24 protein-coding genes and 2 pseudogenes are annotated in these 25,897 nt (G+C 63.5%); 13 read left to right on the top strand and 13 right to left on the bottom strand.

Annotated features, from left to right (window positions below):
• The first annotated feature begins 85 nt into the window (after positions 1 to 85).
• A complete protein-coding gene (locus ACPPVP_RS39440; protein ID WP_426538295.1) occupies positions 86 to 967 on the top strand; it encodes a 3-hydroxybutyryl-CoA dehydrogenase in 882 nt (293 codons plus the stop codon).
• Between the two features lie 151 nt (positions 968 to 1,118).
• Positions 1,119 to 1,298, top strand: coding sequence for a putative motility protein (locus tag ACPPVP_RS39435; RefSeq protein WP_426528920.1), 180 nt, complete (start codon positions 1,119 to 1,121; stop codon positions 1,296 to 1,298).
• Between the two features lie 186 nt (positions 1,299 to 1,484).
• Here the strand turns inward: ACPPVP_RS39435 and tlpA are convergent, their stop codons facing one another.
• Positions 1,485 to 2,174 carry a thiol:disulfide interchange protein TlpA gene (tlpA, locus tag ACPPVP_RS39430; RefSeq protein ID WP_426528918.1) on the bottom strand — a complete coding sequence of 230 codons (690 nt, stop codon included), beginning with the start codon at positions 2,172 to 2,174 and terminating at the stop codon, positions 1,485 to 1,487.
• 111 nt (positions 2,175 to 2,285) lie between these two features.
• Here tlpA and argH point away from each other — a divergent pair, with 111 nt between their 5' ends.
• The 3 genes from argH (at position 2,286) to lysA (ending at position 5,387) form a co-directional block, all read left to right on the top strand.
• The gene (gene argH, locus ACPPVP_RS39425; protein WP_426528916.1) at positions 2,286 to 3,677 is read left to right on the top strand and encodes an argininosuccinate lyase; all 1,392 of its coding nucleotides are present in this window, start codon (positions 2,286 to 2,288) and stop codon (positions 3,675 to 3,677) included.
• A 108-nt stretch (positions 3,678 to 3,785) separates the two neighbouring features.
• Entirely contained in the window at positions 3,786 to 4,049 is a 264-nt protein-coding gene (gene lptM / locus ACPPVP_RS39420) for an LPS translocon maturation chaperone LptM (RefSeq protein ID WP_426528914.1), read from the top strand.
• A 72-nt stretch (positions 4,050 to 4,121) separates the two neighbouring features.
• A complete protein-coding gene (gene lysA / locus ACPPVP_RS39415; RefSeq protein ID WP_426528913.1) occupies positions 4,122 to 5,387 on the top strand; it encodes a diaminopimelate decarboxylase in 1,266 nt (421 codons plus the stop codon).
• 43 nt (positions 5,388 to 5,430) lie between these two features.
• On the opposite strand, the gene ACPPVP_RS39410 is transcribed toward lysA, so the two are convergent.
• Positions 5,431 to 7,053 (bottom strand): DHA2 family efflux MFS transporter permease subunit, encoded by a 1,623-nt coding sequence (locus ACPPVP_RS39410; protein WP_426528912.1) that lies wholly within the window; start codon positions 7,051 to 7,053, stop codon positions 5,431 to 5,433.
• The gene (locus ACPPVP_RS39405; protein ID WP_426528911.1) at positions 6,992 to 8,263 is read right to left on the bottom strand and encodes an HlyD family secretion protein; all 1,272 of its coding nucleotides are present in this window, start codon (positions 8,261 to 8,263) and stop codon (positions 6,992 to 6,994) included. The genes ACPPVP_RS39410 and ACPPVP_RS39405 overlap by 62 nt, the downstream gene beginning before the upstream one ends.
• Before the next feature lie 98 nt (positions 8,264 to 8,361).
• Between ACPPVP_RS39405 and ACPPVP_RS39400 the strand changes: the two genes are divergently transcribed.
• Positions 8,362 to 9,024: a TetR/AcrR family transcriptional regulator gene (locus ACPPVP_RS39400; protein ID WP_426528910.1), complete on the top strand. Its 663-nt coding sequence runs from the start codon at positions 8,362 to 8,364 to the stop codon at positions 9,022 to 9,024.
• A 72-nt stretch (positions 9,025 to 9,096) separates the two neighbouring features.
• Positions 9,097 to 10,239: a hypothetical protein gene (locus ACPPVP_RS39395; RefSeq protein WP_426528909.1), complete on the top strand. Its 1,143-nt coding sequence runs from the start codon at positions 9,097 to 9,099 to the stop codon at positions 10,237 to 10,239.
• Between the two features lie 39 nt (positions 10,240 to 10,278).
• On the opposite strand, the gene ACPPVP_RS39390 is transcribed toward ACPPVP_RS39395, so the two are convergent.
• From ACPPVP_RS39390 to ACPPVP_RS39375, 4 genes are all read right to left on the bottom strand, one after another.
• Positions 10,279 to 11,298 carry an N-acetylmuramoyl-L-alanine amidase family protein gene (locus tag ACPPVP_RS39390; RefSeq protein ID WP_426528908.1) on the bottom strand — a complete coding sequence of 340 codons (1,020 nt, stop codon included), beginning with the start codon at positions 11,296 to 11,298 and terminating at the stop codon, positions 10,279 to 10,281.
• A 97-nt stretch (positions 11,299 to 11,395) separates the two neighbouring features.
• Entirely contained in the window at positions 11,396 to 12,904 is a 1,509-nt protein-coding gene (locus tag ACPPVP_RS39385) for a L,D-transpeptidase family protein (RefSeq protein WP_426528907.1), read from the bottom strand.
• A 163-nt stretch (positions 12,905 to 13,067) separates the two neighbouring features.
• On the bottom strand, positions 13,068 to 13,976 hold the full coding sequence (locus tag ACPPVP_RS39380; RefSeq protein WP_426528906.1) for an NAD(P)-dependent oxidoreductase: 909 nt from the start codon (positions 13,974 to 13,976) through the stop codon (positions 13,068 to 13,070).
• Between the two features lie 117 nt (positions 13,977 to 14,093).
• Positions 14,094 to 14,474, bottom strand: coding sequence for a carboxymuconolactone decarboxylase family protein (locus ACPPVP_RS39375; RefSeq protein ID WP_426528905.1), 381 nt, complete (start codon positions 14,472 to 14,474; stop codon positions 14,094 to 14,096).
• A gap of 165 nt (positions 14,475 to 14,639) precedes the next feature.
• Here ACPPVP_RS39375 and ACPPVP_RS39370 point away from each other — a divergent pair, with 165 nt between their 5' ends.
• Entirely contained in the window at positions 14,640 to 17,288 is a 2,649-nt protein-coding gene (locus tag ACPPVP_RS39370; RefSeq protein ID WP_426528904.1) for a TIGR02302 family protein, read from the top strand.
• Positions 17,289 to 17,459: 171 nt separating this feature from the next.
• On the opposite strand, the gene ACPPVP_RS39365 is transcribed toward ACPPVP_RS39370, so the two are convergent.
• Together ACPPVP_RS39365 and ACPPVP_RS39360 are read right to left on the bottom strand one after the other, a co-directional pair.
• A complete protein-coding gene (locus tag ACPPVP_RS39365) occupies positions 17,460 to 17,837 on the bottom strand; it encodes a response regulator (RefSeq protein ID WP_426528903.1) in 378 nt (125 codons plus the stop codon).
• Between the two features lie 39 nt (positions 17,838 to 17,876).
• Complete coding sequence (locus ACPPVP_RS39360) at positions 17,877 to 18,758, bottom strand: MJ0042-type zinc finger domain-containing protein (RefSeq protein WP_426528902.1); 882 nt, start codon at positions 18,756 to 18,758, stop codon at positions 17,877 to 17,879.
• A gap of 198 nt (positions 18,759 to 18,956) precedes the next feature.
• On the opposite strand from ACPPVP_RS39360, the gene ftsE reads away from it, so the two are divergent.
• The 3 genes from ftsE to ACPPVP_RS39345 all read left to right on the top strand — a co-directional run bounded on the left by ftsE (position 18,957) and on the right by ACPPVP_RS39345 (position 21,396).
• Positions 18,957 to 19,616 carry a cell division ATP-binding protein FtsE gene (gene ftsE, locus ACPPVP_RS39355; protein ID WP_426528901.1) on the top strand — a complete coding sequence of 220 codons (660 nt, stop codon included), beginning with the start codon at positions 18,957 to 18,959 and terminating at the stop codon, positions 19,614 to 19,616.
• The gene (locus tag ACPPVP_RS39350) at positions 19,609 to 20,580 is read left to right on the top strand and encodes a cell division protein FtsX (protein ID WP_426528900.1); all 972 of its coding nucleotides are present in this window, start codon (positions 19,609 to 19,611) and stop codon (positions 20,578 to 20,580) included. The genes ftsE and ACPPVP_RS39350 overlap by 8 nt, the downstream gene beginning before the upstream one ends.
• Positions 20,581 to 20,679: 99 nt before the next feature.
• Positions 20,680 to 21,396, top strand: a complete 717-nt coding sequence (locus tag ACPPVP_RS39345; RefSeq protein WP_426528899.1) for a YdcF family protein — start codon at positions 20,680 to 20,682, stop codon at positions 21,394 to 21,396.
• Positions 21,397 to 21,411: 15 nt separating this feature from the next.
• Here ACPPVP_RS39345 and ACPPVP_RS39340 read toward each other — a convergent pair whose 3' ends face one another.
• The gene (locus ACPPVP_RS39340) at positions 21,412 to 22,992 is read right to left on the bottom strand and encodes a winged helix-turn-helix domain-containing tetratricopeptide repeat protein (protein ID WP_426528898.1); all 1,581 of its coding nucleotides are present in this window, start codon (positions 22,990 to 22,992) and stop codon (positions 21,412 to 21,414) included.
• Between the two features lie 168 nt (positions 22,993 to 23,160).
• On the opposite strand from ACPPVP_RS39340, the pseudogene ACPPVP_RS39335 reads away from it, so the two are divergent.
• Positions 23,161 to 23,286, top strand: a pseudogene (locus ACPPVP_RS39335) (hypothetical protein); the annotation flags it as partial.
• A gap of 94 nt (positions 23,287 to 23,380) precedes the next feature.
• On the opposite strand, the pseudogene ACPPVP_RS39330 reads toward ACPPVP_RS39335, so the two are convergent.
• Together ACPPVP_RS39330 and ACPPVP_RS39325 are read right to left on the bottom strand one after the other, a co-directional pair.
• Positions 23,381 to 23,539 (bottom strand): annotated as a pseudogene (locus ACPPVP_RS39330) (gamma-glutamylcyclotransferase); the annotation flags it as partial.
• Between the two features lie 32 nt (positions 23,540 to 23,571).
• A complete protein-coding gene (locus ACPPVP_RS39325; protein ID WP_426528897.1) occupies positions 23,572 to 24,711 on the bottom strand; it encodes a hypothetical protein in 1,140 nt (379 codons plus the stop codon).
• A 192-nt stretch (positions 24,712 to 24,903) separates the two neighbouring features.
• Here ACPPVP_RS39325 and ACPPVP_RS39320 point away from each other — a divergent pair, with 192 nt between their 5' ends.
• Positions 24,904 to 25,098: a KOW motif-containing protein gene (locus ACPPVP_RS39320; protein WP_426528896.1), complete on the top strand. Its 195-nt coding sequence runs from the start codon at positions 24,904 to 24,906 to the stop codon at positions 25,096 to 25,098.
• Positions 25,099 to 25,113: 15 nt separating this feature from the next.
• Here the strand turns inward: ACPPVP_RS39320 and ACPPVP_RS39315 are convergent, their stop codons facing one another.
• Entirely contained in the window at positions 25,114 to 25,866 is a 753-nt protein-coding gene (locus ACPPVP_RS39315; RefSeq protein ID WP_426528895.1) for an SDR family NAD(P)-dependent oxidoreductase, read from the bottom strand.
• Positions 25,867 to 25,897 lie beyond the last annotated feature (31 nt).

Below are 25,897 nucleotides of genomic sequence, written 5' to 3'. Positions count from 1 at the left end.
ACGTGCCAAAGATGGGGCTGAAACCTCAAACCGAGGTTTAGAGATGAACAGGCGCGATGTGCGCGCCGTTCCGGTGGATGACAAGATGGCGGTGACAATCAAGAAGGTCGGCGTGATCGGCTCGGGCCAGATGGGCAACGGCATCGCGCATGTGGCGGCGCTCGCCGGTTTCGACGTCGTGCTCAACGACGTCTCCGATGAACGGCTGAAATCGGCGATGGCGACCATCAATGGCCATCTGTCGCGTCAGGTTGCCAAGCAGGCCATCACCGAGGACGCCCGCAAAAAGGCGCTCGCTCGGATCACCACCACCGAGACGCTGGACGGCCTGGCGGACTGCGATCTCGTGATCGAGACCGCGGTCGAAAAGGAAGAAGTCAAGCGCAAGATCTTTCACGAACTCTGCGCGGCGCTGAGACCGGAAGCGATCGTCGCGACCAACTCATCCTCGATTTCTATCACACGGCTCGCCGCTTCGACCGATCGTCCCGAGCGCTTCATCGGCATTCATTTCATGAATCCGGTGCCGGCGATGGAACTGGTCGAGCTGATCCGCGGCATCGCCACCGACGATTCCACCTTCGAAACTTCGAAGGAATTTGTCGGCAAACTCGGCAAGCAGATCGCGGTTTCGGAAGATTTCCCGGCCTTCATCGTCAACCGCATCCTGCTGCCGATGATCAACGAGGCGATCTACACGCTCTATGAGGGCGTCGGGAACGTCGAGGCGATCGACGCCGCCATGAAGCTCGGCGCGCATCACCCGATGGGGCCGTTGGAACTCGCCGATTTCATCGGTCTCGATACCTGTCTGTCGATCATGCAGGTGCTGCACGAGGGGCTGGCGGATTCGAAGTACCGGCCGTGCCCGCTTTTGGTGAAATACGTCGAGGCCGGCTGGCTCGGCCGCAAGACGCAGCGCGGTTTCTACGACTACCGCGGCGACAAGCCGGTTCCGACGCGGTAGGCCTCCAATCTCGATGCCGTACGGTGGGTTGGCGCAGCGTACCCACCGCACCATCGCAGCGGGCACTAACCCACCCTACTTTTTCGCCATCTCCAGAATTCGTTAACCAGCGCCGAGGTAGGGTGCCCGCACGTTCTAAGGAGTGCTGCGTATGGACATGATGGCAATGGTTTCGAGCATGCTGGCGATGCAGTCGGCCGGCACGCAGCAGCAGATCCAGACTTCGATCATCAAACAGAACATGGACGCCGAGAAGACCGCCGTTCAGACCCTGCTGGGCACGGCCAATCTCGCACCCGGCGTTGGCGGCAATCTCAATATCGCGGCCTGACAGAAAGCCCGCAGATACTGCCCGACCCTCATGGTGAGGAGGCGCGAAGCGCCGTCTCGAACCATGTGGCCCGGCTGGTGCGGCAGCCGGGCTTTCATCCTTCGAGACGCCGCTGCGCGGCTCCTCTGGATGAGGTCGACCACCTGAGATTGGACACGCCAGTGCGGTCCAACCGAGCCTTCCCGGCTAAAACCCCGCCTTTGCCGGCTCCATCGCGGCCTTGATCAGCTTGATGGCGTCGTCGCTGGCCCATTCGGCGGGCCCGGCCAGGTTGGCGATCTCGCAGCCCTTGCCATCCACGAGTATCGAGGTCGGCATGCCCAAGGCCTTACCTATGCTCTTAAGGTCCTGAAAAACCTTGGCTTTTGGGTCGGTGAAATAGCCGAGCCTGGTCAGATTGGCTTCTTTCAGGAAGTTTCGGGGCTTCTCGGGGTCGCGGGTGTCGATGTTGACGGCGACCACCTCGAAATCCTTGCCCCCGAGCTTGGCCTGCAAATTGTCGAGCGCCGGCATTTCCTTGCGGCAGGGCACGCACCAGGTGGCCCACAGGTTCACCAGCACGGTCTTGCCGCGCCATTCCGACAGCTTTCGGGGTTTGCCGTCGGCGTCCTCGAAGGCAAGGTCGGGGAGCCGCAGCGGGCTCGTCGCCATGGTCAGCGCCGCCACCTCGCCATTGGCCAGCGGGGCGATCCTGCGGGCCAATTCGACCGCGCCCGTGCAGGAGGGATCCCCCCCTGAGCCGCGCCTGAAGCCGCCGAGCCCGTAGACCGCGCCCAATCCGATCACGCCGACGGCCACCACGGCACCGATGGCGATCGGGATCCGGCGCGTCGCGGCCGGGCGGGAGGGGGGCATTTCGGGCATATCGTTTGTCATCCTGTATCAGATACGGCTATGCAGGGCCGAAGATTACGGTCGAGTTACGGCCAAACCCGGCACGGCGTTTCGCGCACCTTCGACGATATAGATGGCAGGGCTAGAGAAGTCATGAGCAACAAGATGTGGGGCGGCCGGTTCACCGAGCGTCCCGATGCGATCATGGAGGAAATCAACGTCTCCATCGACGTTGACCGTCACCTCTATGCCCAGGACATCGCTGCGTCCAAGGCCCACGCGGCAATGCTGGCCGCGCAAGGCATTATCACCGCGACTGATGCGAAAAATATCGGCAAGGGTCTAGACACGATTTTGTCAGAAATCGGCAGCGGCGCGTTTGATTTCAAGCGCGCGCTCGAAGACATCCATATGAATGTCGAGAGCCGGCTTTCCGAACTGATCGGGCCGGCCGCCGGGCGGTTGCACACCGCGCGCTCCCGCAACGACCAGGTCGCGACCGATTTCCGGCTCTATGTCCGCGACACCATCGACGACACCGACGCGGCGCTCGCCGCGTTCCAGCATGCGCTGGCCAGCCGCGCGCTGGAACATGCCGCGACCGTGATGCCGGGATTTACCCATCTGCAGACCGCGCAGCCGGTGACGTTCGGGCATCATCTGCTCGCCTATGTCGAGATGGCCGCGCGTGACCGGGGCCGCTTTGCCGATGCGCGCAAGCGGCTGAACGAATCGCCGCTGGGCGCCGCCGCGCTGGCCGGAACCTCGTTTCCGATCGACCGCCATGCCACCGCCAAGGCGCTCGGCTTCGACCGGCCGATGGCCAATTCGCTGGATGCGGTATCGGATCGCGATTTTGTGCTGGAGACGCTGTCGGCGGCCTCGATCGCGGCCGTGCACATGTCGCGCTTTGCCGAGGAAATCGTGATCTGGACCTCGCCGCTGGTGGGCCTGGTGCGGCTTTCCGACAAGTTCACCAGCGGCTCCTCGATCATGCCGCAGAAGCGCAACCCGGACGCGGCCGAACTGGTGCGCGCCAAGACCGGCCGGGTGATCGGCGCGCTCAACGGTCTCCTGATCGTGATGAAGGGCCTGCCGCTCGCCTATCAAAAGGACATGCAGGAGGACAAGCAGGGCGCGATGGAGGCATTTTCCGCGCTGTCGCTCGCGATTCGGGCGATGACCGGCATGGTCCTGGATCTCGTCCCCGACGAGAACAGGATGAAGGCCGCGGCCGGCGAGGGCTACGCCACCGCCACCGATCTGGCCGACTGGCTGGTGCGGACGCTGAAAATGCCGTTCCGCGATGCCCACCACGTCACCGGGCGAATCGTCGGTCTGGCGTCAAAGCAGGGCGTGGCGCTGCACGAACTGCCGCTCAAGGCGATGCAGGAGGTCGAGCCGAAGATTACGGCCGAGGCGTTGCGTGTGCTGTCGGTGGACGCCTCCGTCAAGAGCCGGACCAGCTATGGCGGCACCGCGCCGAAGAACGTGCTGTCGCAGGCCAAAGCCTGGCTGAAACGGTTGGAAAAAGACCAAAAATAGCCGCGAAGAGAAAAATTTCGCTGCAATTTCATGGTTGTCCGTGGCCTATCGGCACTCGCCAGACCAAGGCAATCTTTGTATGGTGCGCCGCGCATTGGGGATTTCGTCGTGATCAGTAACTACCGCCCGTCATCGTCGGGATGGGCCATCATCCTGCTGAGCGTGACCGCGCTCGCGCTAGGCGGCTGCGGACGCAAGGCCGGGCTCGATTTGCCGCCGACCGCGTCGGTGCCGCAGGCCACGTCCACGGACACCGACGCCGAGCGCGCGGCCCAGCCCGGCGTCTTCAACTCGACCTACGGATCCGAGGCAGGCCCCACCGCCCCCAAGGGCGGCAAGAAGAAATTCGTTCTCGATCCGCTGCTCGACTGAGACTTTGTCTTGACGCGTTTTCCTGACGCGAACCGGTGCCCACTTCGCTTGAAAACGCTATAGGCGCGCGCCATGAATCATTTCGACTACCGCAACGGCGTGCTGCACGCCGAAGCCGTCAACCTGTCCGAACTCGCGGATGCCGTGGGCACGCCGTTCTATTGCTATTCGACGGCGACGCTGGAGCGCCACTACCGCGTCTTCACCGAGGCCTTTGCCGGCGAGAAGACGCTGGTCTGCTACGCCATGAAGGCCAATTCAAACCAGTCGGTGCTGCGCACGCTCGCCAAGCTCGGCGCCGGTGCCGATGTCGTCTCCGGCGGCGAACTCAAGCGCGCACTGGCGGCGGGGATTCCGCCCAGCAAGATTCTGTTTTCCGGCGTCGGCAAGACAGAGGCTGAACTGCGCGCAGCGCTGGCGGCGGACATTCTCTGCATCAACGTCGAATCCGAGCCCGAACTCGAATTGCTGTCGAAACTCGCGGTCGAGGCCGGCAAGACCGCGCGGATCTCGGTGCGGGTCAATCCCGACGTCGATGCCGGGACGCATGCCAAGATCGCCACCGGCAAGTCCGAGAACAAGTTCGGCGTTCCGATTGCGCGCGCACGCGAGGTCTATGCCCGCGCGGCGAAACTGCCGGGCATCGAGGTGACCGGCACCGACATGCATATCGGCAGCCAGATCACCGATCTCTCCAAGATGGAGACCGCGTTCCGGATCCTTTCCGATTTCGTGCAGACACTGCGCGCCGACGGCCACAACATCGAGCATATCGATTTCGGCGGCGGGCTCGGCATCCCCTATCACGCCGACCGCGAAGCGCCGCCGCTGCCGTCGGCCTATGCCGCGATGGTCAAGCGGGTGACGCATAATCTCGGCTGCACGCTGATGTTCGAGCCCGGGCGGATGATCGTCGGCAATGCCGGCATCCTCGTGTCCCGCGTCATCTATGTGAAGCCCGGCGAGGCCAAGAATTTCGTCATCATCGACGCCGCGATGAACGACTTGATCCGCCCGACGCTGTACGAAGCCCACCACGACATCCTCCCCGTGCGCGAGGCGGCCAGGGGCGCGCGAACCATCACCGCCGACGTCGTCGGTCCGGTCTGCGAGACCGGCGACTATCTCGCGCTCGATCGCAATTTGCCTGAGCCCAAGGCCGGCGATCTCATCGCGATCATGACCGCCGGCGCCTACGGCGCGGTGCAGTCCGGCTTCTACAATACCCGCGCGCTGGTGCCGGAAGTTCTCGTCAAGGACGACCAGTACGCCGTGGTGCGCCCGCGCATCGAGGTCGAGGAACTGATCGCGATGGACAAGCCAGCGCCCTGGCTGTGATCGACAGGCGATCTGTCGTCGTGCGCTGCCCCAGACCCATCCTTCAATGCGCGCCACCGGCCGCCGCGCCCTTCACCTTGCGCGTCAGCAGAACCGCCAGCGCGGCCAGCACCAGCACGATGCCGATTACCGCAAAGGTATCGCTGAATCCCATCACCAGGGCCTGATGCTTCACGGCCTTGCCGAGGGCTACGATCGCCTGCTGGTGCGCGGTGGCGGGGTCCGAGACGCCGTGGGCCAGGAAATAATCTGAGGTCTGGGCGATCCGGTTGCGCACCTCCTCGCGGCCGAGGTTGACCGACTGGCCGATGATGTTGGAGTGGAACTGCTCGCGCTTGGTGATCACGGTCGCCAGCACCGCTGTGCCGATCGCGCCGCCGAGATTGCGCAGCATGTTGCTGATGCCCGAGGCGGCGGCGACGTCCTGGGGCGCAGTGTCGGCCGTCGACACTGAGGTCAGTGGCGTCAGCACCATGGCCTGGCCGATGGCGCGCACGATGTTGGGAATGAAGAGCTGGTCGCCGGCATAGTCCGGCGACATCGCAATGTTCATGAAGCAGCTATAGGCGAAGATCATCAGGCCGGTGAAGGCGACGTAGCGCGCATCGAAACGCCGCATCATGATCGGCACCAGTGGGATCAGGAGGAGCTGCGGCAAGCCTGTCCAGGCCAGCACCTCGCCGATCTGCTGGGCATTGTAGCCCTGCGCCTGCCCAAGATAGGCCGGCAGGATGTAGACCGATCCGAACAGCGCGAAGCCGACCAGCGTCAGCGCAACGGTGCCGAAGCCGAAATTGCGTCGCTTGAGCAGCCGCAGCCGGATCAGCGGCTTCTCTGTCGTCAGCTCGATCCAGACGAACAGCGCGAGGCTGACGAATGCGATCACGGCCAGACGCTGGATGAAGGGGGAGGCGAACCAGTCATCCTTGTTGCCTTCCTCGAGCACGGTCTGCAGCGCCGACAGGCCGATCGCCATCGTCAATATGCCGGCCCAGTCGCCCTCTTTCAGAAGCTTCAACTGCATCGGCTGCCGCTCCAGCGTCAAATAAAGCGCGCTCACCATCACGGCCGTCGGGATCACGTTGACGAAGAAGATGGTACGCCAGCCGTAATTCTCGGTGAGATAGCCGCCGATGGTCGGCCCGATCGCCGGCGCGAAGGTGACGGACAGCGCGAAGATCGCAAGCCCGACCGGCTGCTGCGACTTGGGCAGCTTGGTCAGAACCAGCGTGAACGCCATCGGGATCAGCACGCCGCCGGCAAAGCCCTGCACTCCGCGCATCGCGATCATCGAAGGCAGGTCGTGGGTGAAGGCACAGGCGACCGAGAATAGTGCGAACAGCGCGGCGCTCGCGATCATGTAGCGGCGGAACGAGAACACGCGGCTGAGAAAGTCGGTCAGCGGGATCACCACGATCTCGCCGATCAGATAGGAGGTCGAGATCCAGGAGCCGTTGTCGACGCCGGTGCCGATGCCGCCCTCGATGTTGAGCAGCGAAGCATTGGTGATCTGGATGTTCAGGATCGCCATGAACGAGCCGATCATGGCGGCGAGGACAGCAATCCAGGTCGTGACGCTGGCGCGGTTCGGATCGGCAGTCAGACTAGATGCTGCGCGCGAGATCGGCAGCGCGGATATCGAGGCGGAAGGGCTCTGCTTTGACATGGCACGACGCTCCAGAAACCGTCTTGTGGATGTTGGCGGCGGCAGCCGCCGCGCGGTTCGTGTTCGACGAACGCGTCTCGATGGTGGGAATCACCGACATGCCGGGCCGCAGCGCGATGCGCGGGTTCTTGCCGCTATCGAGCGCGATCCGTACCGGGATGCGCTGCACGACCTTGGTGAAATTGCCGGTGGCGTTGTCCGGCGGCAGCAGCGCGAATTCCTGGCCGCTGGCGGGGGCGATGCTGTCGACATGGCCGTGCACGATTTGGCCCGGGAACATGTCCACCTCGATATCGACCGCCTGGCCTTCATGCACGTCGGTGAGCTGCGTTTCCTTGTAGTTCGCCACCACATAGGCGCCATCGACCGGCACCACCGACATCAATTGCGTCCCGACCTGCACATACTGGCCGACGCGCAGCGTGCGGTTGCCGACGACACCGTCGATCGGAGCTGTAATGGTGGTGTAGCCGAGATTGAGTTCGGCCTGGTTCTGGATCGCGTTGGCGCGCGCCAGCGCAGCGGTGGCTTGAACGATCTCGGCGTTGAGCAAATCGACCTGTTTTTGCGCCGACGTCAGATTGGCCGTATCGCGCGCCAGGGCCGCTTGCGCGCCGCCGTTACGCGATTGCGCCTGCTGCGCATTCTGCACGCTGCCATATCCGGTGGTGGCAAGATCGGAATAGCGTTTGTTTTCCTGGGCCGCGAAGGTCAGCGCCGCCTGGTCGACGTTGATGGTTGCCTCGGCCGCGTTGACGACCGCCCGCTGCACTTCGATCTGGGCCTGCTTGCTGGTGATCGTGGCGTGCGCCGCGGCGACATCGGCTTTGGCCTGATCGAGCGCGACCTTGAAGTCACGGTCGTCGATGCGCGCCAGCACCTGGCCGGTGGTGACGCGCTCGTTGTCCTTCACCAGCACCTGTTGCAGGTAACCGGTGACCTTCGGCGCGATCGTGGTGCTGTCGGCCCTCACATAGGCGTCGTCGGTCGACACCAGGTATCGGCCGACGGTCCAGTAATCCCAGCCATACCAGGCCGCGCCCGCCAGCGCGGCAAGCGCGGCTCCGGTGAGCAACAGCTTGCGCAGATTGAATTTTTTTGCAGCGAGCACCTGTGGTGCCGCTGCGGCGGCCGCGGGCAGGAACGCCTCGGCGGCGCCGGCCGGAAGGACCGGCTGATTGGTCGGGAAGGTGGTCGAGTGGACGGTCATGGCGGTTCTCCGCTCGGGAAGAATTAGGAAACTTGACAATTTCCAAAATAGGACCATTATTGAAACTGTCAATGGAATGACAGGCATCATGTAGCAGCATGGCTCGAGCAGAATCTTCCGCCGATCGCCGCGATCGCGGGCGTCCGCAACTCCGGCCCGACGATGAGACGCGTCAAATCATCTACGAGGCCGCGCGGCACGAATTTGCCGCCGCCGGATACGCTGCGACCAGCACCGAAACCGTGGCGCGCCGCGCCGGCGTCTCGACCAAGACGCTGTATCGCCTGGTGCCGAACAAGGCGGCGCTGTTCGAGGGCATGGTCTCCGACCGGCTCGATCGATTCCTGTCCGACTTCAGCCTGCACGTCGCCGAGGATGCCAACATCGAAACCGGGATGAACGCCGCGCTGATGGCGTGCGCCGACCTTACGCTCGATCCTGACGTCGTCGCGCTTCAGCGCATCATCCTGCAGGAGGCCGGCCAATTCCCCGATCTGGCGGCGGCGTTCTACAGGAACGGCATTGTCCGCACCGCCGCGGCGCTGTCGAACTGGTTGCGCCTTCAGGTCAAGCGTGGGCTCATCGAGCTCGACAATGTCGAGGAGGCCGCCGGCATCCTGATCGGGATGGTCGCAGGCGCACCGCAACGCGCGGCGCTCTTTGGCGGCGTCCCGCTGCCCTCGCGCGCGCAGGTCAAAACGCGCGTGCGGAAATGCGTGACGTTGTTTCTGCATGGTTGCGAACCGAAGCGGCGGGCATGATAGGCGTCGAAACCGGAGCTTTCGTCTCGCCAAGACGCGCGTTCGTCGTCTACGGTGACCGAGCCGAATTTGATGAAGCTTTGGAAAATCGCCATGGGCACTGTCGGTCGTATTGCTGCACCCACGGCAGCCCTTATCCTCGGGCTCCTGTGCGCGCCGTTCGTCGCGGCTCCGATCGGTAATTTCGGCGTCATATCGCCGGCCATGGCCGAGCCGCTGACGAAAAGCCAATTTGACGCGCTCGACGCCTACAACAACTCACGAAGACATTTCGAGCAGGTACTGGGGCAGCGACGGGCGCAGATCGATTCGAAACAGGGGTTACCTAACCTTCCGGGACAAGCACTTTACCTTGCCCGCAACAACATGATGAGCGCGTACAAGGATCTCACCGACGCGCTTCCGTCCAGAATAGGCGGCCCCAACAAATACGGCATCCCTCCTGCCTATTTCAGCGTCGCCAATGAACTGCTGCTCGATCAATACCGGCAGCTTTTCGACCAGATGCAAGCGCCGCCCGCCGACGCGCAAAACTCGGAGACGCCGTTCAAGGACGTCGTCGATCTCGGCACGGCCATCGCGCGCGCAAAGGGCCTCGATGCCGCCAGTGCCGAGGCAGCCGGCCGCATCAGCCTCGGGCTGTTCTTTGCCGAGACCAATGGCAATCAGAACATCGGCAATGCGCGCTCGAACAAATACAAGGGCAGTTTGCAGACCGGCGTGCCCGAGGACCAGAACGGGCGGAGGAAGTGGGCCGCGATTAGGAAGTCCATCGCAGCCTTCGATCCCGCGCTGATCGCCCGCGACGACCGGGAAGAGGCGCGAGCCGGCAATATCGATCGCCGCTACAATCACTGGACCGCCGTGCGGGACGGCCTCATGAACGCGCATGCGGATATTTTCCCGCAGGTGCCGGCCATCGTGAAAACGCTGCCCGATCCGATCGACCAGATGAAGCTGTTCGAACTGATCCAGATCATCCCGAGCCCGACCCGGTCGGCGATGGCCTCGCGCGACCTCACAGGTTACCGGATCTCCGACCCGAAGATCATGTTCTATCTGCGCAACAATAGCATGTTCACCTTCGGACAGGCCGACAGGGCCAAGACGTCCGCGACCTTCCGCGAAATTCTCGATGCGATGTGGCTGTTCAACGAAAAGTTTGAACGCGCGCTTTCCAGGTTCGACGAGATCAAGAAGCCGTCAAAAGGGTGAAGCCGGCGGGCCGGGTTCGGATGCGAGGTTACCCCGCCATCATAGCGGGCCGAGCATGGCCCATCGCGGCTCGCAGAATTCCTTCACGGCCGTCGCAACCCCGCTGCTGATGATATCGCGGCGCTCCGGCGAACTCATCTTGAGTTCTTCGTCCCGGTTGATGATCGAGCCCGCCTCCAGTAGCACGGCAGCCATCCGGGTCTTTCTCAGCACGATCAGCTCATCGTAGCGGTAGACGCCGGTTTCCTTGTTCAGCAACGGACGCTGATATCGGCCCATGATGGGTTGGGAATACTGCTGCGCATAATCAAGGCCCTGGGCCTTCATCTCCTTGCCGATCAGTTCGGCAAACGAGAGGCTGGTCTTGAAGTCCGGATTGTTGCGGGAGACGAACACGGAATAGCCGCTGAAGCGGTCGCTGAAACGGCTTTTCTTTCCCTCGAACTCCCAGTCCTCGAGGAATTTGTTGGGCACGGAGTCATGGTGGATCGACAGCAGGAGATCCGCGGGCAGATTGTTGGCGGCGGCGACGCGTTTGACGAGGCTGCGCCTGGCCTTGCCCTCGGTCAGCAGCAATCTGGTCTCGGCAAAGCCTTCGGCCTTCAGCTTCTGCTCGATCCGCTTCGCAAGGCGCAGATTGAAGACAAACTCGGAAACGTTGCGGGCGCTGATCGCGCCTTCCGATTCGGCGGTATGTCCGACATCCAGCACGATCCGGAATTTTGCGGGATCGCATCGGGTGGCGACCGGCTTCAAGGCAGCAGGGTTCACGTGCACCGGACCCAGCGCGGCGAGTTTTACGTTGTGGCGCTTTGGCGAGACAGCACGTTTAGCAAGAGCGGCTGGCTTGGGTGACGTGACGCGTTTTAGCGGCTTGGCCTGTTTTGACGATTTGCCTTGTTTTGATGAGCTTTTGAAGACATCCGACAGCCAGCCGGCGTCGCTGACTTCGATCGGCAGGAGCACCATTGCGGCCATGGCGACGATGATGGTGCGGCGGCGGGGCCAATATCCCGAAGCAATACTGCCGAGAACACAAATGAATTCGCGTCGCTTCATGCCTGCCCTCCCGAAGGCCACTATAGCATTTCAGGTCGCGATACCGGAAGGGGGCGGTGACGTCGGTTTCAGGTCATTGGCCGCGCGAAGAACGGGCTCACCAGGTGAAGGGACTCCCGAAAGGCGAGCGCCAAAAAGGCTGGCTGCGGCGGTGCGCGTAGCGGAATTCGCTGCCCGGACTGTGCCGCCGCCGCTTGATGCCGCCTTGCGGCTCGCCGCTCAACAGCACCACGAATTCCGTTCCCTTGCCGGTTTCCGAACTTACCCCCTCGTCGGTGACGATCAGGGAGGATCGCGGCGTAATTCCGGCGATGCGATCCAATACGTCCGGCGGAATGGTGATGCGGTCGAGCGCGGCCTTTGCACTTTCCGGGACCGTCGGCGCCGGTTCAACGTCACGACCGCTACTGCCGTGCGCCCGGTCTTTTGGCTCAACCGTGCCACTCGGCGCACGCCCGCCGCCCAACGAGACGACGTTCCATCGCAACTTGGCGTCGTCGGTCGTGCGCTCGACGGCGGTGAAGACATGCGTGCCAATGGGACGATCGGGATCTGCGATCGCCACTGGACTTTCAAGGACGGGCTTGAATGCCTGACGGACATAAAGCCGCTGGGTCTTGCGGCTGATCAACACCGATGCCGGCTGAAGTTCGCTCGCGACCTGGCGGGCCGCCTCGGCTGCCGCGACGCGCGCAGTCTCCGCGGCGGCGGCGGCTTCACGCGCAGATGTGGCGGCATCGAGCCTCAATTGCAAATCCACGTTGGCGACGTCCCATTGCAGCTGCAACTCGGCAATTTTGGCGACGGCCTGTACCTTGGTGTCCTCCGCCTGCTCCTTTGCCTCTGCCGAGATGCCGGAGCCAAGCTTGGTCTCGACGGCTGCCAATTGGGCCTCGGCTCTGCGTTTCAGGTTATCCGCCGCGCGAACCGGCACCTTGGCCTGCGTGGCCTCCCGCAACGCCGTCCCGGCGGCCAGCCGCGCCTCGGCTGCTTTCTTCGTCGCCTGTTGCGCTTCCGTCGCGCGCGCGGCGGCCAGGGCGGCGACGCCGGGCTTCGGTTGGAACAGCAGCGGATGAGCGAACTCAACGGGCGCCGCATCGCCGGGCGCCACGATCACCCGGATGCCCATCGTGGTCGCGTCGAACAGTTGTGCGGCGAAGTCGAAGGGCAGGCGGATACAGCCATGGGACGCCGGACGCCCCGGCAGGACACCGCCATGGAGCGCGATGCCTGACCATGTGATGCGCTGCATGTGCGGCATGAAGGCGTCGTCATACAGGTTCGAGTAGTGTTCCTCGACTTTCTGGATGACACTGAAGATGCCGGCGGGTGTCTCGCGTCCCTTGGTGCCGCTGGACACCGGCGCCCGCAGGATCCACCCGTTGGCGTCGTAGACGGTGATCCGCTGGCTGCGGAGCGAAACGATGGCCATGGTGGGTTCGCCGGCGCTGCGCGACTGAATGGACTCGATCGGGCGTTCGCTCCGGCCGCCTCTCGCGTGCGCATCGCCTCCCGCCGCGATCAACGCGGTGAGAGCCGCAACGGCAAGACAGGCGGGACGCGGCCGCCTCTGCCTGTATTCCGGATTTACGCAACGAGACGTCATGCACGTCCCAACTCGATCGAGTCAACGCCAGCCTGTACTCACGTACATTCGGAACGTAACGCCATTCGGCCGGACTTGCCAACCTGGAACTACGCAAACACGCATGGATCCGCGTGCGCCGCCCCATTGTCCGCCACGCGTCAGCGCAAACCGACCGCCAGCGCTACTTCGCTGCGTGGCCGCCCTTCGCGCCGCCGACCACCACACCCGCCGCCTTTTCGATCGGCTTGATGGCCGCGGTGAAATCCGATTCCGCGCCCTGGTCGCGGATGATGACTTCCCACAACCGCCCGACCGCTTCAGCGACTTCCATCGACAGCCCCAGCGACTTCATCTCCTCCAGCGCCAGCCGCACGTCCTTCACCATCAAGCCGGTGGCAAAGCCGAAATCGAAGCTGCGCGGCAGCACCGCGCGCGGAAACTTGTCGCGGCTGGCCGTGTTAAGGCCGGAACCGGAGTTGATGACGTCGATCATCACGGCCGGATCGAGCCCTGCCTTGACGCCCATCACCACCGCTTCCGACGTCGCCACCATCGCGGTCGCCGACAGGAAATTGTTGGCAAGTTTCATCGTCTGCGCCGCGCCCGGTTTTTCGCCGATCAGGAACACTTTTCCGATCACGTCCAGCGCGGGCTTTACCGTCTCGCAGTCGGCGCGCGGGCCGGAGACCATCACGGCCAGCGTTCCCTTCTCGGCGCCGCCGACGCCGCCGCTGACGGGGCTGTCGATCTGCACGATGTTGTTCTTCGCCAGCAGGCCGTGAATTTTGGTCGCCATCTGCGAGCCGACGGTGGAAAGATCGACGAAGCGTTTGACCCGCTTGCCCTCGATCACGCCGCCAGCGCCGGTCGCGACGTCGAGCGAGGCCTGCAGCGACGGCAGGCTCGCCAGCACGGTCTCGCAACGGTCGGCGATGTCTTTCGGCGACGATGCCGCTTGGGCGCCGAGCGCAAGCAATTGGTCGACCGCTTCCTTCCGCGTATCGAATACAGTGAGCTGGTGCTTGGCCTCGATCAGGCGGCGCGCCATCGGGAAGCCCATCTTCCCGAGGCCGATGAATCCGATTTCCATGGTGTTATTCCCTTTACTTCGTCATTGCGAGCGAAGCGAAGCAATCCATTCTTTCTTTGCGCGGCGAGGTGGATTGCTTCGCTTCGCTCGCAATGACGGATAGAGCTTCGGCTGACTTCAACCCTTGTCCAGTTCCGCGAACACTTCGCGCGCGATTCGGAAACTGTCGACGCCCGCCGGTGCGCCAGCATAGATGGCGACCTGCATGAAGATTTCGCGAATCTCGTCCCTGGTTACGCCGTTGGTCAGCGCGCCCTTGATGTGCGTTCGCAGCTCGTGTGGTCGATTCAGAATCGAAATCATCGCGAGGTTCAGCATGCTGCGCGTCTTGCGCGGCAGTTCGTCGCGGCCCCACACCGCGCCCCAGCAGTATTCGGTGAGCAGCTCCTGAAACGGCCTGTTGAAATCGTCGACGTTCTTCAAGGCGTTGGTGACGTAGGCGTCGCCGAGCACGGCTTTGCGCACTTCCAGTCCCTTGTCGTATGTCTTTTGGTCCATCACATTCCTCGTAGTTTTACGGTTCGGCGCGGACGTTAGGGGGTGGGAGCCCCGCAGTCACGCCTTCGTGTTATGCGTAATTCCAGGTGTGGGAACCCGCTTGTAGCGGGGTGCCTCAATGCCGCCGCTGTGCTAGGCTGATTTGTCGGCAACCCGGAGAGTTTATTGAGCGGCGCCTCACCCGACCCCTCACAGCCCGCGCGCGAGCCGGATGCTGTCGCGCGGCTTCAGCTGACGCAGGCCCTGCAACGGGCGCAATATGCGATCGCGTGGGAGCGCGGCTGGCCCGTCCTGGCCCGGATTTTGAGCGTCGTCGGGCTGTTTCTGGTGGCGTCCTGGGCCGGATTGTGGCTGGCGCTGCCGTTCCTTGCACGCGCGATCGGCATCGGCCTGTTCGTCCTCGCGGCGCTGGCGGCATTGGTCCCGCTTGTGCGGTTTCGCTGGCCGACCCGCGAAGAGGCGTTGAGCCGGCTCGACCGCGGCACCGGCATTCGCCATCGCCCAGCGACAGCGCTGACCGATACACTCTCGAACAAGGATCCGATCGCGCAGGCGCTGTGGCGGGAGCAGCGCGAGCGCACGCTGGCCTCGATCAAGCGGATTCGCGCCGGGCTGCCGTCGCCGCGGCTTCCGATCCACGATCCCTGGGCGCTGCGCGCGCTGGTCATGGTGATGCTGGTGGCTGCCTATTTCGCGGCCGGCGACGAGCGCATGCTGCGGATTGCGGCGGCGTTCGACTGGAACGGCGTGCTGGCGCCGGCCAATGTCCGGGTCGATGCCTGGGTGACCCCGCCGGTCTACACCGGCAAGCCGCCGGTGATTTTGTCCGCCGCCAACAGGGATGCGGCTTCGCCCGATAGCGGAGCACCGTTGCCGGTGCCGTCGGGCAGCACGCTGCTGGTGCGCTCCAGCGGCGGCGCCATCGATGTCGTGGTCGGCGGCGGCGTGACCGAGGTTGCGCCGAGCGAACAGGCGCCAAAGGGCACCAACGAGCGGCATTTCAAGATCGCGGGCGACGGCACCGCGCATGTCCGCGCGCCGGCCGGCCAGCCGCTGTGGAAGTTTGCCGCCACGCCCGACCGCGCGCCGAGCATTTCCCTTGCCAAGGATCCGGAGCGCCAGGCCCGCGGTTCGCTGCAGATGTCCTACAAGCTGGAGGACGATTACGGCGTCACCGAAGCGCGCGCGCAATTCGCCGCCCGCAATGCGGATGCAGCCAAGGAAAGCAGTAAGGAAACCAGCAAGGACACCAGCAAGGACACCAGCAAGGACGGCAAGAGCAAGGAGGCCGACAAGGCCGAGCCGCGGCCGCTGTTCGAGCCGCCGCAGTTTCCGCTGGTGCTGCCGAACGCCCGCACCCGCAACGGCGTCGGCCAGACCGTCAAGGACCTCAGCGAAGATCCGTATGCCGGTGCCGACGTGACGTTGACGCTCACGGCCAAGGACGAGGCCGGCAACGAGGGCAAGAGCGAACCCTTCAACATGCGGCTGCCGGAGCGGCTGTTCACCAAACCGCTGGCGCGTGCCCTGATCGAGCAGCGCCGTGTGCTCGCGCTCGACGCCAACCAGAATGCGCAGGTCTTTACTGCGCTCGATGCGCTGATGATCGCGCCGGAATTGTTCACGCCGGAGACCGGCCACTATCTCGGCCTCTTCAGCGTGTCGCGGCAGCTGGAGGCGGCGCGCACCGACGATGCGCTGCGCGAGGTCGTCGCCAGCCTGTGGGCGTTGGCCGTCACCATCGAGGACGGCAATATCTCAGATGTCGACAAGGCGCTGCGCGCGGCGCAGGAGGCGCTCAAGCAGGCACTGGAACGCGGCGCCACCGACGAGGAGATCAAGAAGCTCACCGACAATCTGCGCGCCGCGCTGGATAATTTCCTGCGCCAGCTCGCCGAGCAGTTCCGCAACAATCCACAGCAACTGGCGCGTCCGCTCGATCCCAACACCAAGATGCTGAGCCAGCAGGATCTTAAGAGCATGCTCGACCGGCTGGAGCGGATGTCGCGTTCCGGCGACAAGGAAGCCGCCAAGCAGTTGCTCGAACAGCTGCAGCAGATGCTGGAAAACCTGCAGATGGCGCAGCCCGGCCAGGGCGGCGACGACATGGAGCAGGCGCTGAATGAGCTCGGCGACATGATCCGCAAGCAGCAGCAATTGCGCGACAAGACCTACAAGCAGGGCCAGGATTCCAGGCGCGACCGCCAGCAGCGCGGCAAGCAGGGCGACCAGAGCATGGGCGACCTGCAGCAGGACCAGCAGGGCCTGCGCGACCGGCTGAAGAAATTGCAGGAAGAACTCGCCAAGCGCGGCATGGGGCCGGGCCAGCGTGGCCAACAGGGGCAGCAGGGCCAGCGCGGCGAACAGGGTCAAGGCCAGCAGGGTCAAGGCGGCGATCAGGGCGACGGCGAGGACGGGCTCGATCAGGCCGATTCGGCGATGGGCGATGCCACCGGCCGGCTCGGCGAGGGCAACGCCGACGGCGCGGTGGATTCGCAAGGCCGCGCGCTGGACGCGCTGCGCAAGGGCGCCCAGAGCCTGGCCGAAGCCATGCAGCAGGGCGACGGCGACCAGCCGGGCGATGGCCCCGGCAATCCGAGAGGCCGCCAGCAGGGTGCGCAGAACTCGACCGATCCGCTCGGACGGCCGATGCGCCACAACGAATTCACCGACGATTATACCGTGAAGATCCCCGGCGAGATCGACGTGCAGCGGGTGCGCCGGATCCTCGAAGAACTGCGCCGCCGTCTCGCCGATCCGTCCCGTCCGCAGATCGAACTCGATTACATCGAGCGGCTGCTGAAGGATTATTGAGGTCTTTGCGGAGCGCGCTGCTGTCCACACGCGCGAACTGTCATCATCCATACCGCTGTCGTCACCCGCGCAGGCGGGTGACCCAGTATTCCAGAGACGTCAGCAATCGAATCGAGAAGCCGCGGCGTACTGGGTCCCCGCCTTCGCGGGGACGACGGCCGTCGACGTGGTTTACCCCTTCTTCCCCGCCGCCAGCGCATCGGCCACAGCCGTGCGGATGTCGTGCACCGAAAACGGCTTCGTCACCACGTCGTGCACGATGGCGTTGAGGCCGGAGGCGCGTTCGCGCTGGGCGGCAAATCCGGTCATCAGCAGGATTTTCAGCTTGGGAAAATCGCGCGCCGCCGCCAGCGCCAAGGCGATGCCGTCCATCACGGGCATCTGGATGTCGGTCAGCAGCAGATCGAACGTGCCGTGTTCGCGGGTCAGGATATCGAGCGCTTCGGCGCCGTCCTCGGCGGTGACGGTCTCGTGGCCGTCCATGGCGATGGCGCGCGCCACCAGCGAGCGCATGGAATCCTCGTCATCGGCAATCAGCACGCGTGGCATGAAGTCGTCTCTCTCACCCCGACGGAATCGGCGGCCGATTCAGGCGCGGCCGGCCAGATCCCGCTTGTTGAAAAAGCGTACGTCAATATTGCGACCTTCGGGCGGCGGCGAAGCCAGCCGCGACTTGAAATAGGCCCGCTCGCCGGGATTGAGCACCGGATGCTCGAGCACCGCGTTCCAGGCGTAGATCTCCGCGCCTTGCGCGTCGCGGACGGAAAAGCGCAGCCGCGGCAATTCGACCGGTTTCCTGCTCTCGCCGATGATCGTGCCTTCGATGACCAGGACCGGCTTGCCGTCCACCGTCTCGTTGGAGACCTTGATGTCCTTGAACGCCAGCCCGCGCAGGTTCACTTCCAGCCCGACCATCTTGTAAAACGTCGCGGTTTGCGGCAACAGCCGCACGACGTCGGCGCGCCAGATCATCAGCGCCAGGATCAGCGCGCCCATCGCGGCGCAGGCGGTCGGCAGGCCGACGGAGGGCATGAAGGGGATGCGGGGCGGGGAGGGCAGCCGGAAAAGGCGGGCCAGCCGCTGGCCGTGCGTGGTAACCGGCTCCGCATGGTCGTCCGCATCCTGCCGGGCGGCCGACGGCCAGTCGGTGTCGCCGCCTGGTCGCGAACCTTCGCCCTCGGCCGGCCAGCCGGCCGAAATCGAGGGACTGTCGACCACCGGGGCGTCCTGCCCCTCTTCCTCGCGCGCCATCGCCTCCCATTCGGAGGCGGGATCGTTTTCGGCCGGCGGGGCCGGTTGCGCCGAATTTGCCATGGTGGCCGGCATGGCGTCCGCCATTTCGATCGCGTCTTCGGGCCGCGCCAGCCAGGTCTCCTTGCAGCGCGAGCAGCGGACGGTGCGTCCGGCGGCCCCCAGGGTGGCCGGATTGATGGCGTAAGATGTTGTACAATGAGGGCAAATGATGTGCATGGAGCCCGTCTCTACCGTGTCCTTGCCGGGATGCTACATAGCGACCGTTAACGAATCGGAAACCATAACGGTCGCAAAACCGTTTTGTCCGGTTGGTTCCCAAACCAGCGGGCCGCACGCCCAAAGTCCGGGTTCGGGTCCAGATCTAGGTTCTAGTCCGGGGTTTTTGGCCACGGCTCATGTCGAGCGGAGCTGAGCTTGGTTCGGTTCGAAAATGTCGGTTTGCGGTACGGGCTCGGCCCGGAGATTCTGCGCGACCTTACTTTCCTGATTCCGGCGCATTCCTTCCAGTTTCTCACCGGCCCCTCGGGCGCCGGCAAGACCTCGCTGCTGCGGCTGCTGTTTCTGTCGATCCGGCCGACGCGCGGCCTCGTCAACCTGTTCGGCCAGGACGTCTCGCTGCTCGGCAAGGATCAGGTCGCGAACATGCGCCAGAAGATCGGCATCGTGCTGCAGGATTTTCGCCTGCTCGACCACATGACGACCTATGAGAACGTGGCGCTGCCGTTCCGCGTGATGGGCCGGGAGGAATCCAGCTATCGCCGCGAGGTGATCGACCTCTTGAAATGGGTCGGCCTCGGCGAGCGCATGGATGCGCTGCCGCCGATCCTGTCGGGCGGCGAGAAGCAGCGCGCGGCGATCGCGCGCGCGGTGATCTCGCGGCCGCAATTGCTGCTGGCGGACGAGCCGACCGGCAGCGTCGACCCGACGCTCGGCCGGCGCCTGCTGCGGCTGTTCATCGAATTGAACCGGCTGGGCACCGCGGTCATCATCGCGACCCACGACATCACGCTGATGGACCAGTACGAGGCGCGGCGAATGGTGCTGCACCAGGGACGGTTGCATATCTATGAGTAGGATGGGTGACGAGCACGGGCCGCTGGTGGACCTCGGGACGGAGCGCCCGCAGGTTCCGGCACGCGCGCGCAACATGTCGCCGATCGTGCCGCGGGCGTCGATCTCCGGCCGCGCGCTGGTCGCCGTCGTCGCCATCATGACGTTCCTCGCTTCCATCACCACCGGCACCGTGCTGCTGGTCAGCGCATCGGCCGCGGAATGGCAGTCGGAAGTCGCCAGCGAAATCACCATGCAGGTGCGTCCGCAGGCGGGGCGTGATCTCGATCGCGACGTGACCGCGGCCGCGGAGGCGATGCGGACGCAGCCCGGCATCGTGCAGGTCAAGCCGTTCAGCAAGGACGAATCGGCGAGGCTGCTGGAGCCGTGGCTTGGCACCGGGTTGTCGATCGACCAGTTGCCGGTGCCGCGCGTCGTCGTTGCGCGCGTGCAGCCCGGCACCACGCTCGACCTTGCAGGCCTGCGCAAGGCGGTGACGCAGGTGGCGCCGTCGGCGAGCGTCGACGATCACCGCGCCTGGATCGAGCGCATGCGCTCGATGACCGGGGCGACCGTATTCGCCGGCATCGGCATTCTCGTGCTGGTGATCGCGGCGACGATCATTTCGGTATCGTTCGCGACCCGCGGCGCGATGGCGGCGAACCGCCCGATCGTCGAGGTGCTGCACTTCGTCGGCGCCGGCGATCGCTATATCGCCAACCATTTTCTGCGGCATTTTCTCAGGCTCGGCCTGGAGGGCGGGTTGATCGGCGGCGGCGCCGCCATGCTGGGTTTCGGCTTCTCCGAATCGATCGCGGCCTGGTTCTCGGGCACCCCCGTCGGCGATCAGTTCGCCGCACTGCTGGGGACGTTTTCGCTGCCGCCCTCCGGCTATCTGGCGCTCGCGGTGCAGGCTGTGGCGATCGCCGCCATTACCGCCTGGGCGTCGCGGAGAACGCTGTTCGCCACGCTGGACGACATCGATTGAGGGGGCCGACGGCGTTTTGCAGTGAAGCAAATCACGGACCTGACTCCACTTCGCGTCAAAACGTTCTAGAATTGCGCAGGACGAGGATCGCCGGACCACATGGGTTTGCAGCACGACGACAGCACGCCAAGGGCGCCGGCCGCGCGGTCGCGTGGACGCCTGCGCGCGGCCGTCGTCGGCGGCATGGCGATCCTGTTCGTCGGCGCGGCGGTGGGCTTCGTCGCCTTTCTTTCGCAATTGCGCGGGGTCGAAATCAAGCCGGCGCGCAACGCCGACGGGATCGTGGTGTTGACCGGCGGCTCATCGCGGGTGTCGGACGCGATGGAATTGCTGGCCGGTGGCTACGGCAAGCGGCTGTTGATTTCGGGTGTGCATCCGACCAGCGCCGCGAGCGACATTTCACGCTCGCTGCCCGACAACCAGTCGCTGCTGTTGCGCTGTTGCGTCGATCTCGACCGTTCCGCCGTCAACACGCGCAGCAATGCTGCGGAGACGCGGCGCTGGGCCCGCGAGCGCGGCTTCAAATCGCTGATCGTGGTGACGTCGAACTACCACATGCCGCGGGCGATCGTGGAGCTGTCGCATGCGATGCCTGACGTCACGCTGATTCCGTTCGCGGTGGTCGGTGACCGATGGCGCGACGAGCCGTGGTGGACCAGCGGTGCGACGTTGCGTCTGCTGCTGTCGGAATACGCGAAATATGTCGCCGTCGAAGTGCGCGTGCGGCTGGCCGACATCGGCATCGAAGTGATGCCCGAAACCTCCGATCAGCTCGTGCCGGCGCCGCGCCGGCCGGCGACGGCGCAGGCGAACTGATCGGCGAAGTAGAGATTACCCCTCAGGCACTCCAGCCATGCGCATTCCTTTGCTCACGCGCTTGGCTCCGGCTCGGAACGTCGGATTGTCGCTCCATGAAATGCCTCTCGTGCGACGAATAGTAAAAGTTGGATCAAGCGCAAGTCCCGCCTTCACTGCCGCTCGCGCCTCGTCCAGTTCACCGAGAAGCGCTAGCCCAGCAGCCAGCTGAAAATGCGCGACTGGATAATTTGGGTTGGCCTTCAGACTTCGGCGTAGCCACACAACCGCTTCGGTGTCGGCGCCGAGCTGAAACTTGGCACCACCGACATAGCTCAGCCACCGATGAACACCTTCGTCGCGAGGAGACAACCGCAAGGCCTCCAGAATACAGGCCTCGGTTTCCGCGGCGCGACCCGCGAATATCTTGGCGGCACCAAGGGAACCATGCGCATCGGCTAAATTTCGGTTCAAAGCCAAGGCGTGCTCACATTCAGCAATACCTTGCGCTGCACGGTTCGTTGCAAATTGGACGACACCCAAGAACATGTGAGCCAAGGCGTGTTGCGGAGCCAAGGATAGCGCCTTGGTCAAAGCCTTTTCGGCCGCCAGAAGGCGCACGCGCGGGTCATCTACGAGGAGGAGAGTGGCGCTTGCCGCATCGACAGCCGCGATGCCAACCAGCGCCTCAACATTTTCTGAATCGAGAGCCAAGGCACGGTCGAAGAAGCTCCGCGCTTGCGCCATGTGTTCGGGGGTCCAGCGCTTGTTCCAACGAGCCATTCCCTGAAAATACAAATCCATCGCATCTGGATGCAGGGAACGCTCGGCTCGGCGCGCCTCGGCCGCGATAAGCTGGGCATTTAATGTGCTGGCGAGCCGCGATACGATTTCGTCCTGCATATCGAACAGGTCGGCAACCGGCTTTTCGAAGCGTTCGGCCCATAGAAGCGACCCGGTTTCAGCATCGATCAGCTGCACATTTACTCGAAGCTGATTACTGCCGCGCTGCACCGAGCCTTCGAGTACGTAGCGAACGTTCAGCTCGCGGCCGATCTGTTTGAGATCAACCGCTTTGTTTTTGTAGGTAAATGCGGTGTGCCGTCCGATCACGAACGAGCCACCGATGCGGGACAGGTCCGTCGTGAGGTTCTCCGTCACGCCATCGACAAAATAATCCTGTTCGATATCACCGCCAAGATTCGCGAAAGGCAACACAACGATCGAAAGCCGTGGTGCTGAAGCTGGAACGTGCTTCGTGTCGCCGCTATGCGCAGCCGAGCCAGCCGGCTCGACTGTGGACCTCTCCGCTTCTTCCACCGTACCGACGAAGCGGAAACCTTTGCGCGGCAGCGTCTTGATCAGGCGCTGCTTCTCGCCCGTGTCGCCGATTGCGCTGCGAGCGGCATTCAGGCGGGTTGTCAACGCGGCATCCGAGACCACGCGTCCGTTCCAAACGGCGCTGATGAGGTCGTCCTTGCTGACGACGCGCTCCCTGTTCCGGATCAGGTAATCGAGCAGATCGAACACCTGGGGTGCGATAGAGACCATTTCCGTTCCGCGATGTAGCTCGCGCCGGTCCGTATCGAATGCAAAATCCTCGAAGAGATAGCGCAATCTGCCATTCCCTGAGCAGCCGTCCCGATCGTCGAAAGGCGCTCTAGTGTCGATGGAAATGCAAAGAATAAGCCCGCGGTTAGGAAAATGTAAGCCGGTCGTCAAGCGCATCAGCCTTTACCTTGGCAGTCTCTTCGAGCTGAAAACAACGGCTGAGGAGGCGCAGCAATGAGCACGATCGAGTTGCAGCACGCCGTAGCGCTGACATCGCACGTTTTTCGCTTCTTCAAGGCATGTTGGGCAGCATTTCAGGAACGGCGCAAGCGTGCCAGGTTACGAACCGAACTCTACGACTTGAGCGACCTGGAGCTTCGGGATATCGGCATTACGCGCGGCGAAATCGAATACTTCGCCTCAAACCCCTCGATCGACCGTCATGCTGATCGGCCTAGGATGCGTCTTGCGTACCCTGCTCGGGTGGATGAAGCGATTGCTGGTCGTGCAGCTTCATCCCCAATTGATGCAGTTGCGTATCCCGAAAATCTTCCGCCTCAATCGCTTTCACGGTAGCGAGAACGTAGTCGCGGTTGACGCCAGACTGGCCGTGTCAATCAAAGGGCCGCCCGAGAAGGCCGAGGACTATAGACGAGGGATCCAACCTGGACGGCTCAACAGGTACTCGACCATTCGCGGCGGAATGCTCAAAGCTCCCGCGATCTCGCGTTCATCCTTCGGCAGTCCCGCAAGGATCGATGCTTCACTCTTACTTCGGACTTTGGAAAGCCATTCTGGGTCAACCACCACGGCGCGTCCTACCGCAACGAGATCGGCTCCCATTTTGATCGCGCCCTCGGCATCGTCGCACGTTTTTATCCCGCCGCTGGCCATGACCGCGCTGCGGCCCGCTATGACGCGGGCGAATGCCGTGATGGGGTTCTCTGCCGGGGTATCAATCTTCGCGACCGGACCATTGTAAACACGGGTCTCTCCCACAGGTCGGCTCTTCCGATAATCATCGAGCGAAACGGAGATGTAGTCGAGATTCAACTTCGCAAGCTCACCGCAAAGCAGTTTGGCGTCTTCGAGCGTGTAACCGTCCAACTCGGCCTCAAACGGTGTAATGCGAAACCCTGCGATCAGCTTTGGACCGATTGCGTCGCGAACGGCCTGCGCGACAGCGAGAGGAAAGTTCATGCGTTTTGAAAGCGTACCTCCCCACTTGTCGACGCGATGATTGGCCCGAGGTGAAAAAAACTGATGAACCGCGTAGTGGTTGGCTCCGTGAACCTCAACGCCGTCAAAACCGGCTTTTCGGGCCAGCGAAGCAGCTTCCCGAAAGCTTGCAACCAGGCTTTCAACCTCGTCGGCCGTCATTGCCCTTGGCGTCTTCGCTCCAGGGCGCAACGATGTAACGGCAGAAGGCGCACGCAGGCGTTGCTCGCCGATCAACTCGGGCTTTGCGATGCGGCCACCGTCATAGATCTGAAGGATCGCGAGACCTCCCGCCGCACGCATGGCTTCGGCGAGCCGATTGAGACTGGGCAAGTGCCCATCATGCGCCGCACCTATTCCCTGCCAGGAGCGTCCGTCCTGTTCGACGTAAGCGGCGGAAGAAATGGTGGCTCCGAAGCCGCTGGCAGCACGCCGCCGGACAAACTCGAGTTCGTTGCCGGGAGCCGTCCCGTCTTCATGGGAAGAATCGGTGGTCAGCGGAGCAATCGCAAACCGATTTGCGATCTCTCGTCCGCAGTTGAACCTGAGTGGAGACCAAACAACCATCGATCAAACCTCAACGCATAAGAGCCTACAGGAAAAGCCCCAAACCGTGCCAAAGGCGGTAGGAGGGGTGGAAAGCCCGCGCAAGGTATTATCTCCCCAAGAGCGATCAGAGATAGCTAGGGCTGCCGCTTCTGCCCGATGGAAAAAAGCTAGGCTTAATGGTAAGCTTCGCAAGTTGAGGGAGGCATTCAGATGAACTCTTTTTTGTTGGCGGGACTCGAAGGCCGCATCGTACAAGTCATCGATGGCCCGTTTACCGGTTTTAGGGGCGAGGTGAAGGAAGTAGGCGAACAGACCGTCAAAGTGGACGTTCAGGTCTATGGCCGCATTACTCCAGTGGATGTGGCGCTTAGGCAGATCGATTTGGTTTCAGAGATTTCAAACTGAGACACTACCCGGGCGTCAATGGAAGATGCGTCCAGAGTCGATGACGACGGTCTGGCCGGTCATGGTCTCGGTGCGGCACATGGCGACCACCATGTCGGCACAATCGTCCTTGTCGGCGGCCTTCTTCAGGAGCGAGCCCGAAGCGGAGCGCTCGATCTGCTCGGACCGGAGATTGGCTGTCGCGCGAGTGCCCTCCAGCAGGCCCGGTGCCACGCAGTTGACCAGCGTCTCGGGCGCCAGCGCCACCGCCATGCAACGCGTCAGATGGATGAGCCCCGCCTTCGACACGGCATAGGCGATGGAAGAGCCGGTTGGGCTGAGCCCTGCCACCGAAGCAATGTTGACGATGCGGCCACGCCCCTGCGCCTTCATAACAGGGGCCACCGCCTTGGTCAGGCGCATCGGCCCCGTCAGGTTGACGGCCATGATCTTGTCCCATACCTCCACCGTCAGATTGTCGAGATCGCCGAACGGGATCGAGACGTTGTAAGCGGCGTCATTGATCAGAACATCCAGGCGGCCGAAGGCCCGGGTGACGTCCGCTACCAGCCGATCCACAGCCGTGTCGTCGGATATGTCACAGGCGAAAGCTTGAGCCTTGATTTGATAACGCGACGTTAGTTCGCTCGCGACGCTTTCCGCCTGTTCGCGGCTGCGAGCGTACACCACAGCGACGTCTGCGCCCTCCTGCGCGAGCGCGTGGCATATGCGCTGCCCGAGTCCGCCATTACCGCCCGTCACGAGTGCAACCGCGCCCTTCAGGTCCATTGCTTCTCTCCTCCAATGCGAATGCGCGGTT

The organism is Bradyrhizobium sp. McL0615 (assembly GCF_049993905.1).
Classification (GTDB): domain Bacteria; phylum Pseudomonadota; class Alphaproteobacteria; order Rhizobiales; family Xanthobacteraceae; genus Bradyrhizobium.
The sequence above is the reverse complement of the archived record's forward strand: the minus strand, read 5'-3'. Positions and strand labels throughout refer to the sequence as shown.

Coding starts and splice junctions, on each gene's coding strand:
- lysA (WP_426528913.1), top strand. CDS start 4,122: ATGAATCATTTCGACTACCGCAACGGCGTGCTGCACGCCGAAGCCGTC.
- ACPPVP_RS39380 (WP_426528906.1), bottom strand. CDS start 13,976: ATGGAAATCGGATTCATCGGCCTCGGGAAGATGGGCTTCCCGATGGCG.
- ACPPVP_RS39410 (WP_426528912.1), bottom strand. CDS start 7,053: ATGTCAAAGCAGAGCCCTTCCGCCTCGATATCCGCGCTGCCGATCTCG.
- argH (WP_426528916.1), top strand. CDS start 2,286: ATGAGCAACAAGATGTGGGGCGGCCGGTTCACCGAGCGTCCCGATGCG.
- ACPPVP_RS39360 (WP_426528902.1), bottom strand. CDS start 18,758: ATGCACATCATTTGCCCTCATTGTACAACATCTTACGCCATCAATCCG.
- ACPPVP_RS39390 (WP_426528908.1), bottom strand. CDS start 11,298: ATGAAGCGACGCGAATTCATTTGTGTTCTCGGCAGTATTGCTTCGGGA.
- ACPPVP_RS39440 (WP_426538295.1), top strand. CDS start 86: ATGGCGGTGACAATCAAGAAGGTCGGCGTGATCGGCTCGGGCCAGATG.
- ACPPVP_RS39365 (WP_426528903.1), bottom strand. CDS start 17,837: ATGCCACGCGTGCTGATTGCCGATGACGAGGATTCCATGCGCTCGCTG.
- ACPPVP_RS39345 (WP_426528899.1), top strand. CDS start 20,680: ATGGGTTTGCAGCACGACGACAGCACGCCAAGGGCGCCGGCCGCGCGG.
- ACPPVP_RS39315 (WP_426528895.1), bottom strand. CDS start 25,866: ATGGACCTGAAGGGCGCGGTTGCACTCGTGACGGGCGGTAATGGCGGA.
- ACPPVP_RS39385 (WP_426528907.1), bottom strand. CDS start 12,904: ATGACGTCTCGTTGCGTAAATCCGGAATACAGGCAGAGGCGGCCGCGT.
- ACPPVP_RS39350 (WP_426528900.1), top strand. CDS start 19,609: ATGAGTAGGATGGGTGACGAGCACGGGCCGCTGGTGGACCTCGGGACG.
- tlpA (WP_426528918.1), bottom strand. CDS start 2,174: ATGACAAACGATATGCCCGAAATGCCCCCCTCCCGCCCGGCCGCGACG.
- ACPPVP_RS39375 (WP_426528905.1), bottom strand. CDS start 14,474: ATGGACCAAAAGACATACGACAAGGGACTGGAAGTGCGCAAAGCCGTG.
- ACPPVP_RS39325 (WP_426528897.1), bottom strand. CDS start 24,711: ATGGTTGTTTGGTCTCCACTCAGGTTCAACTGCGGACGAGAGATCGCA.
- ACPPVP_RS39400 (WP_426528910.1), top strand. CDS start 8,362: ATGGCTCGAGCAGAATCTTCCGCCGATCGCCGCGATCGCGGGCGTCCG.
- ACPPVP_RS39435 (WP_426528920.1), top strand. CDS start 1,119: ATGGACATGATGGCAATGGTTTCGAGCATGCTGGCGATGCAGTCGGCC.
- ACPPVP_RS39320 (WP_426528896.1), top strand. CDS start 24,904: ATGAACTCTTTTTTGTTGGCGGGACTCGAAGGCCGCATCGTACAAGTC.
- ACPPVP_RS39405 (WP_426528911.1), bottom strand. CDS start 8,263: ATGACCGTCCACTCGACCACCTTCCCGACCAATCAGCCGGTCCTTCCG.
- ACPPVP_RS39395 (WP_426528909.1), top strand. CDS start 9,097: ATGAAGCTTTGGAAAATCGCCATGGGCACTGTCGGTCGTATTGCTGCA.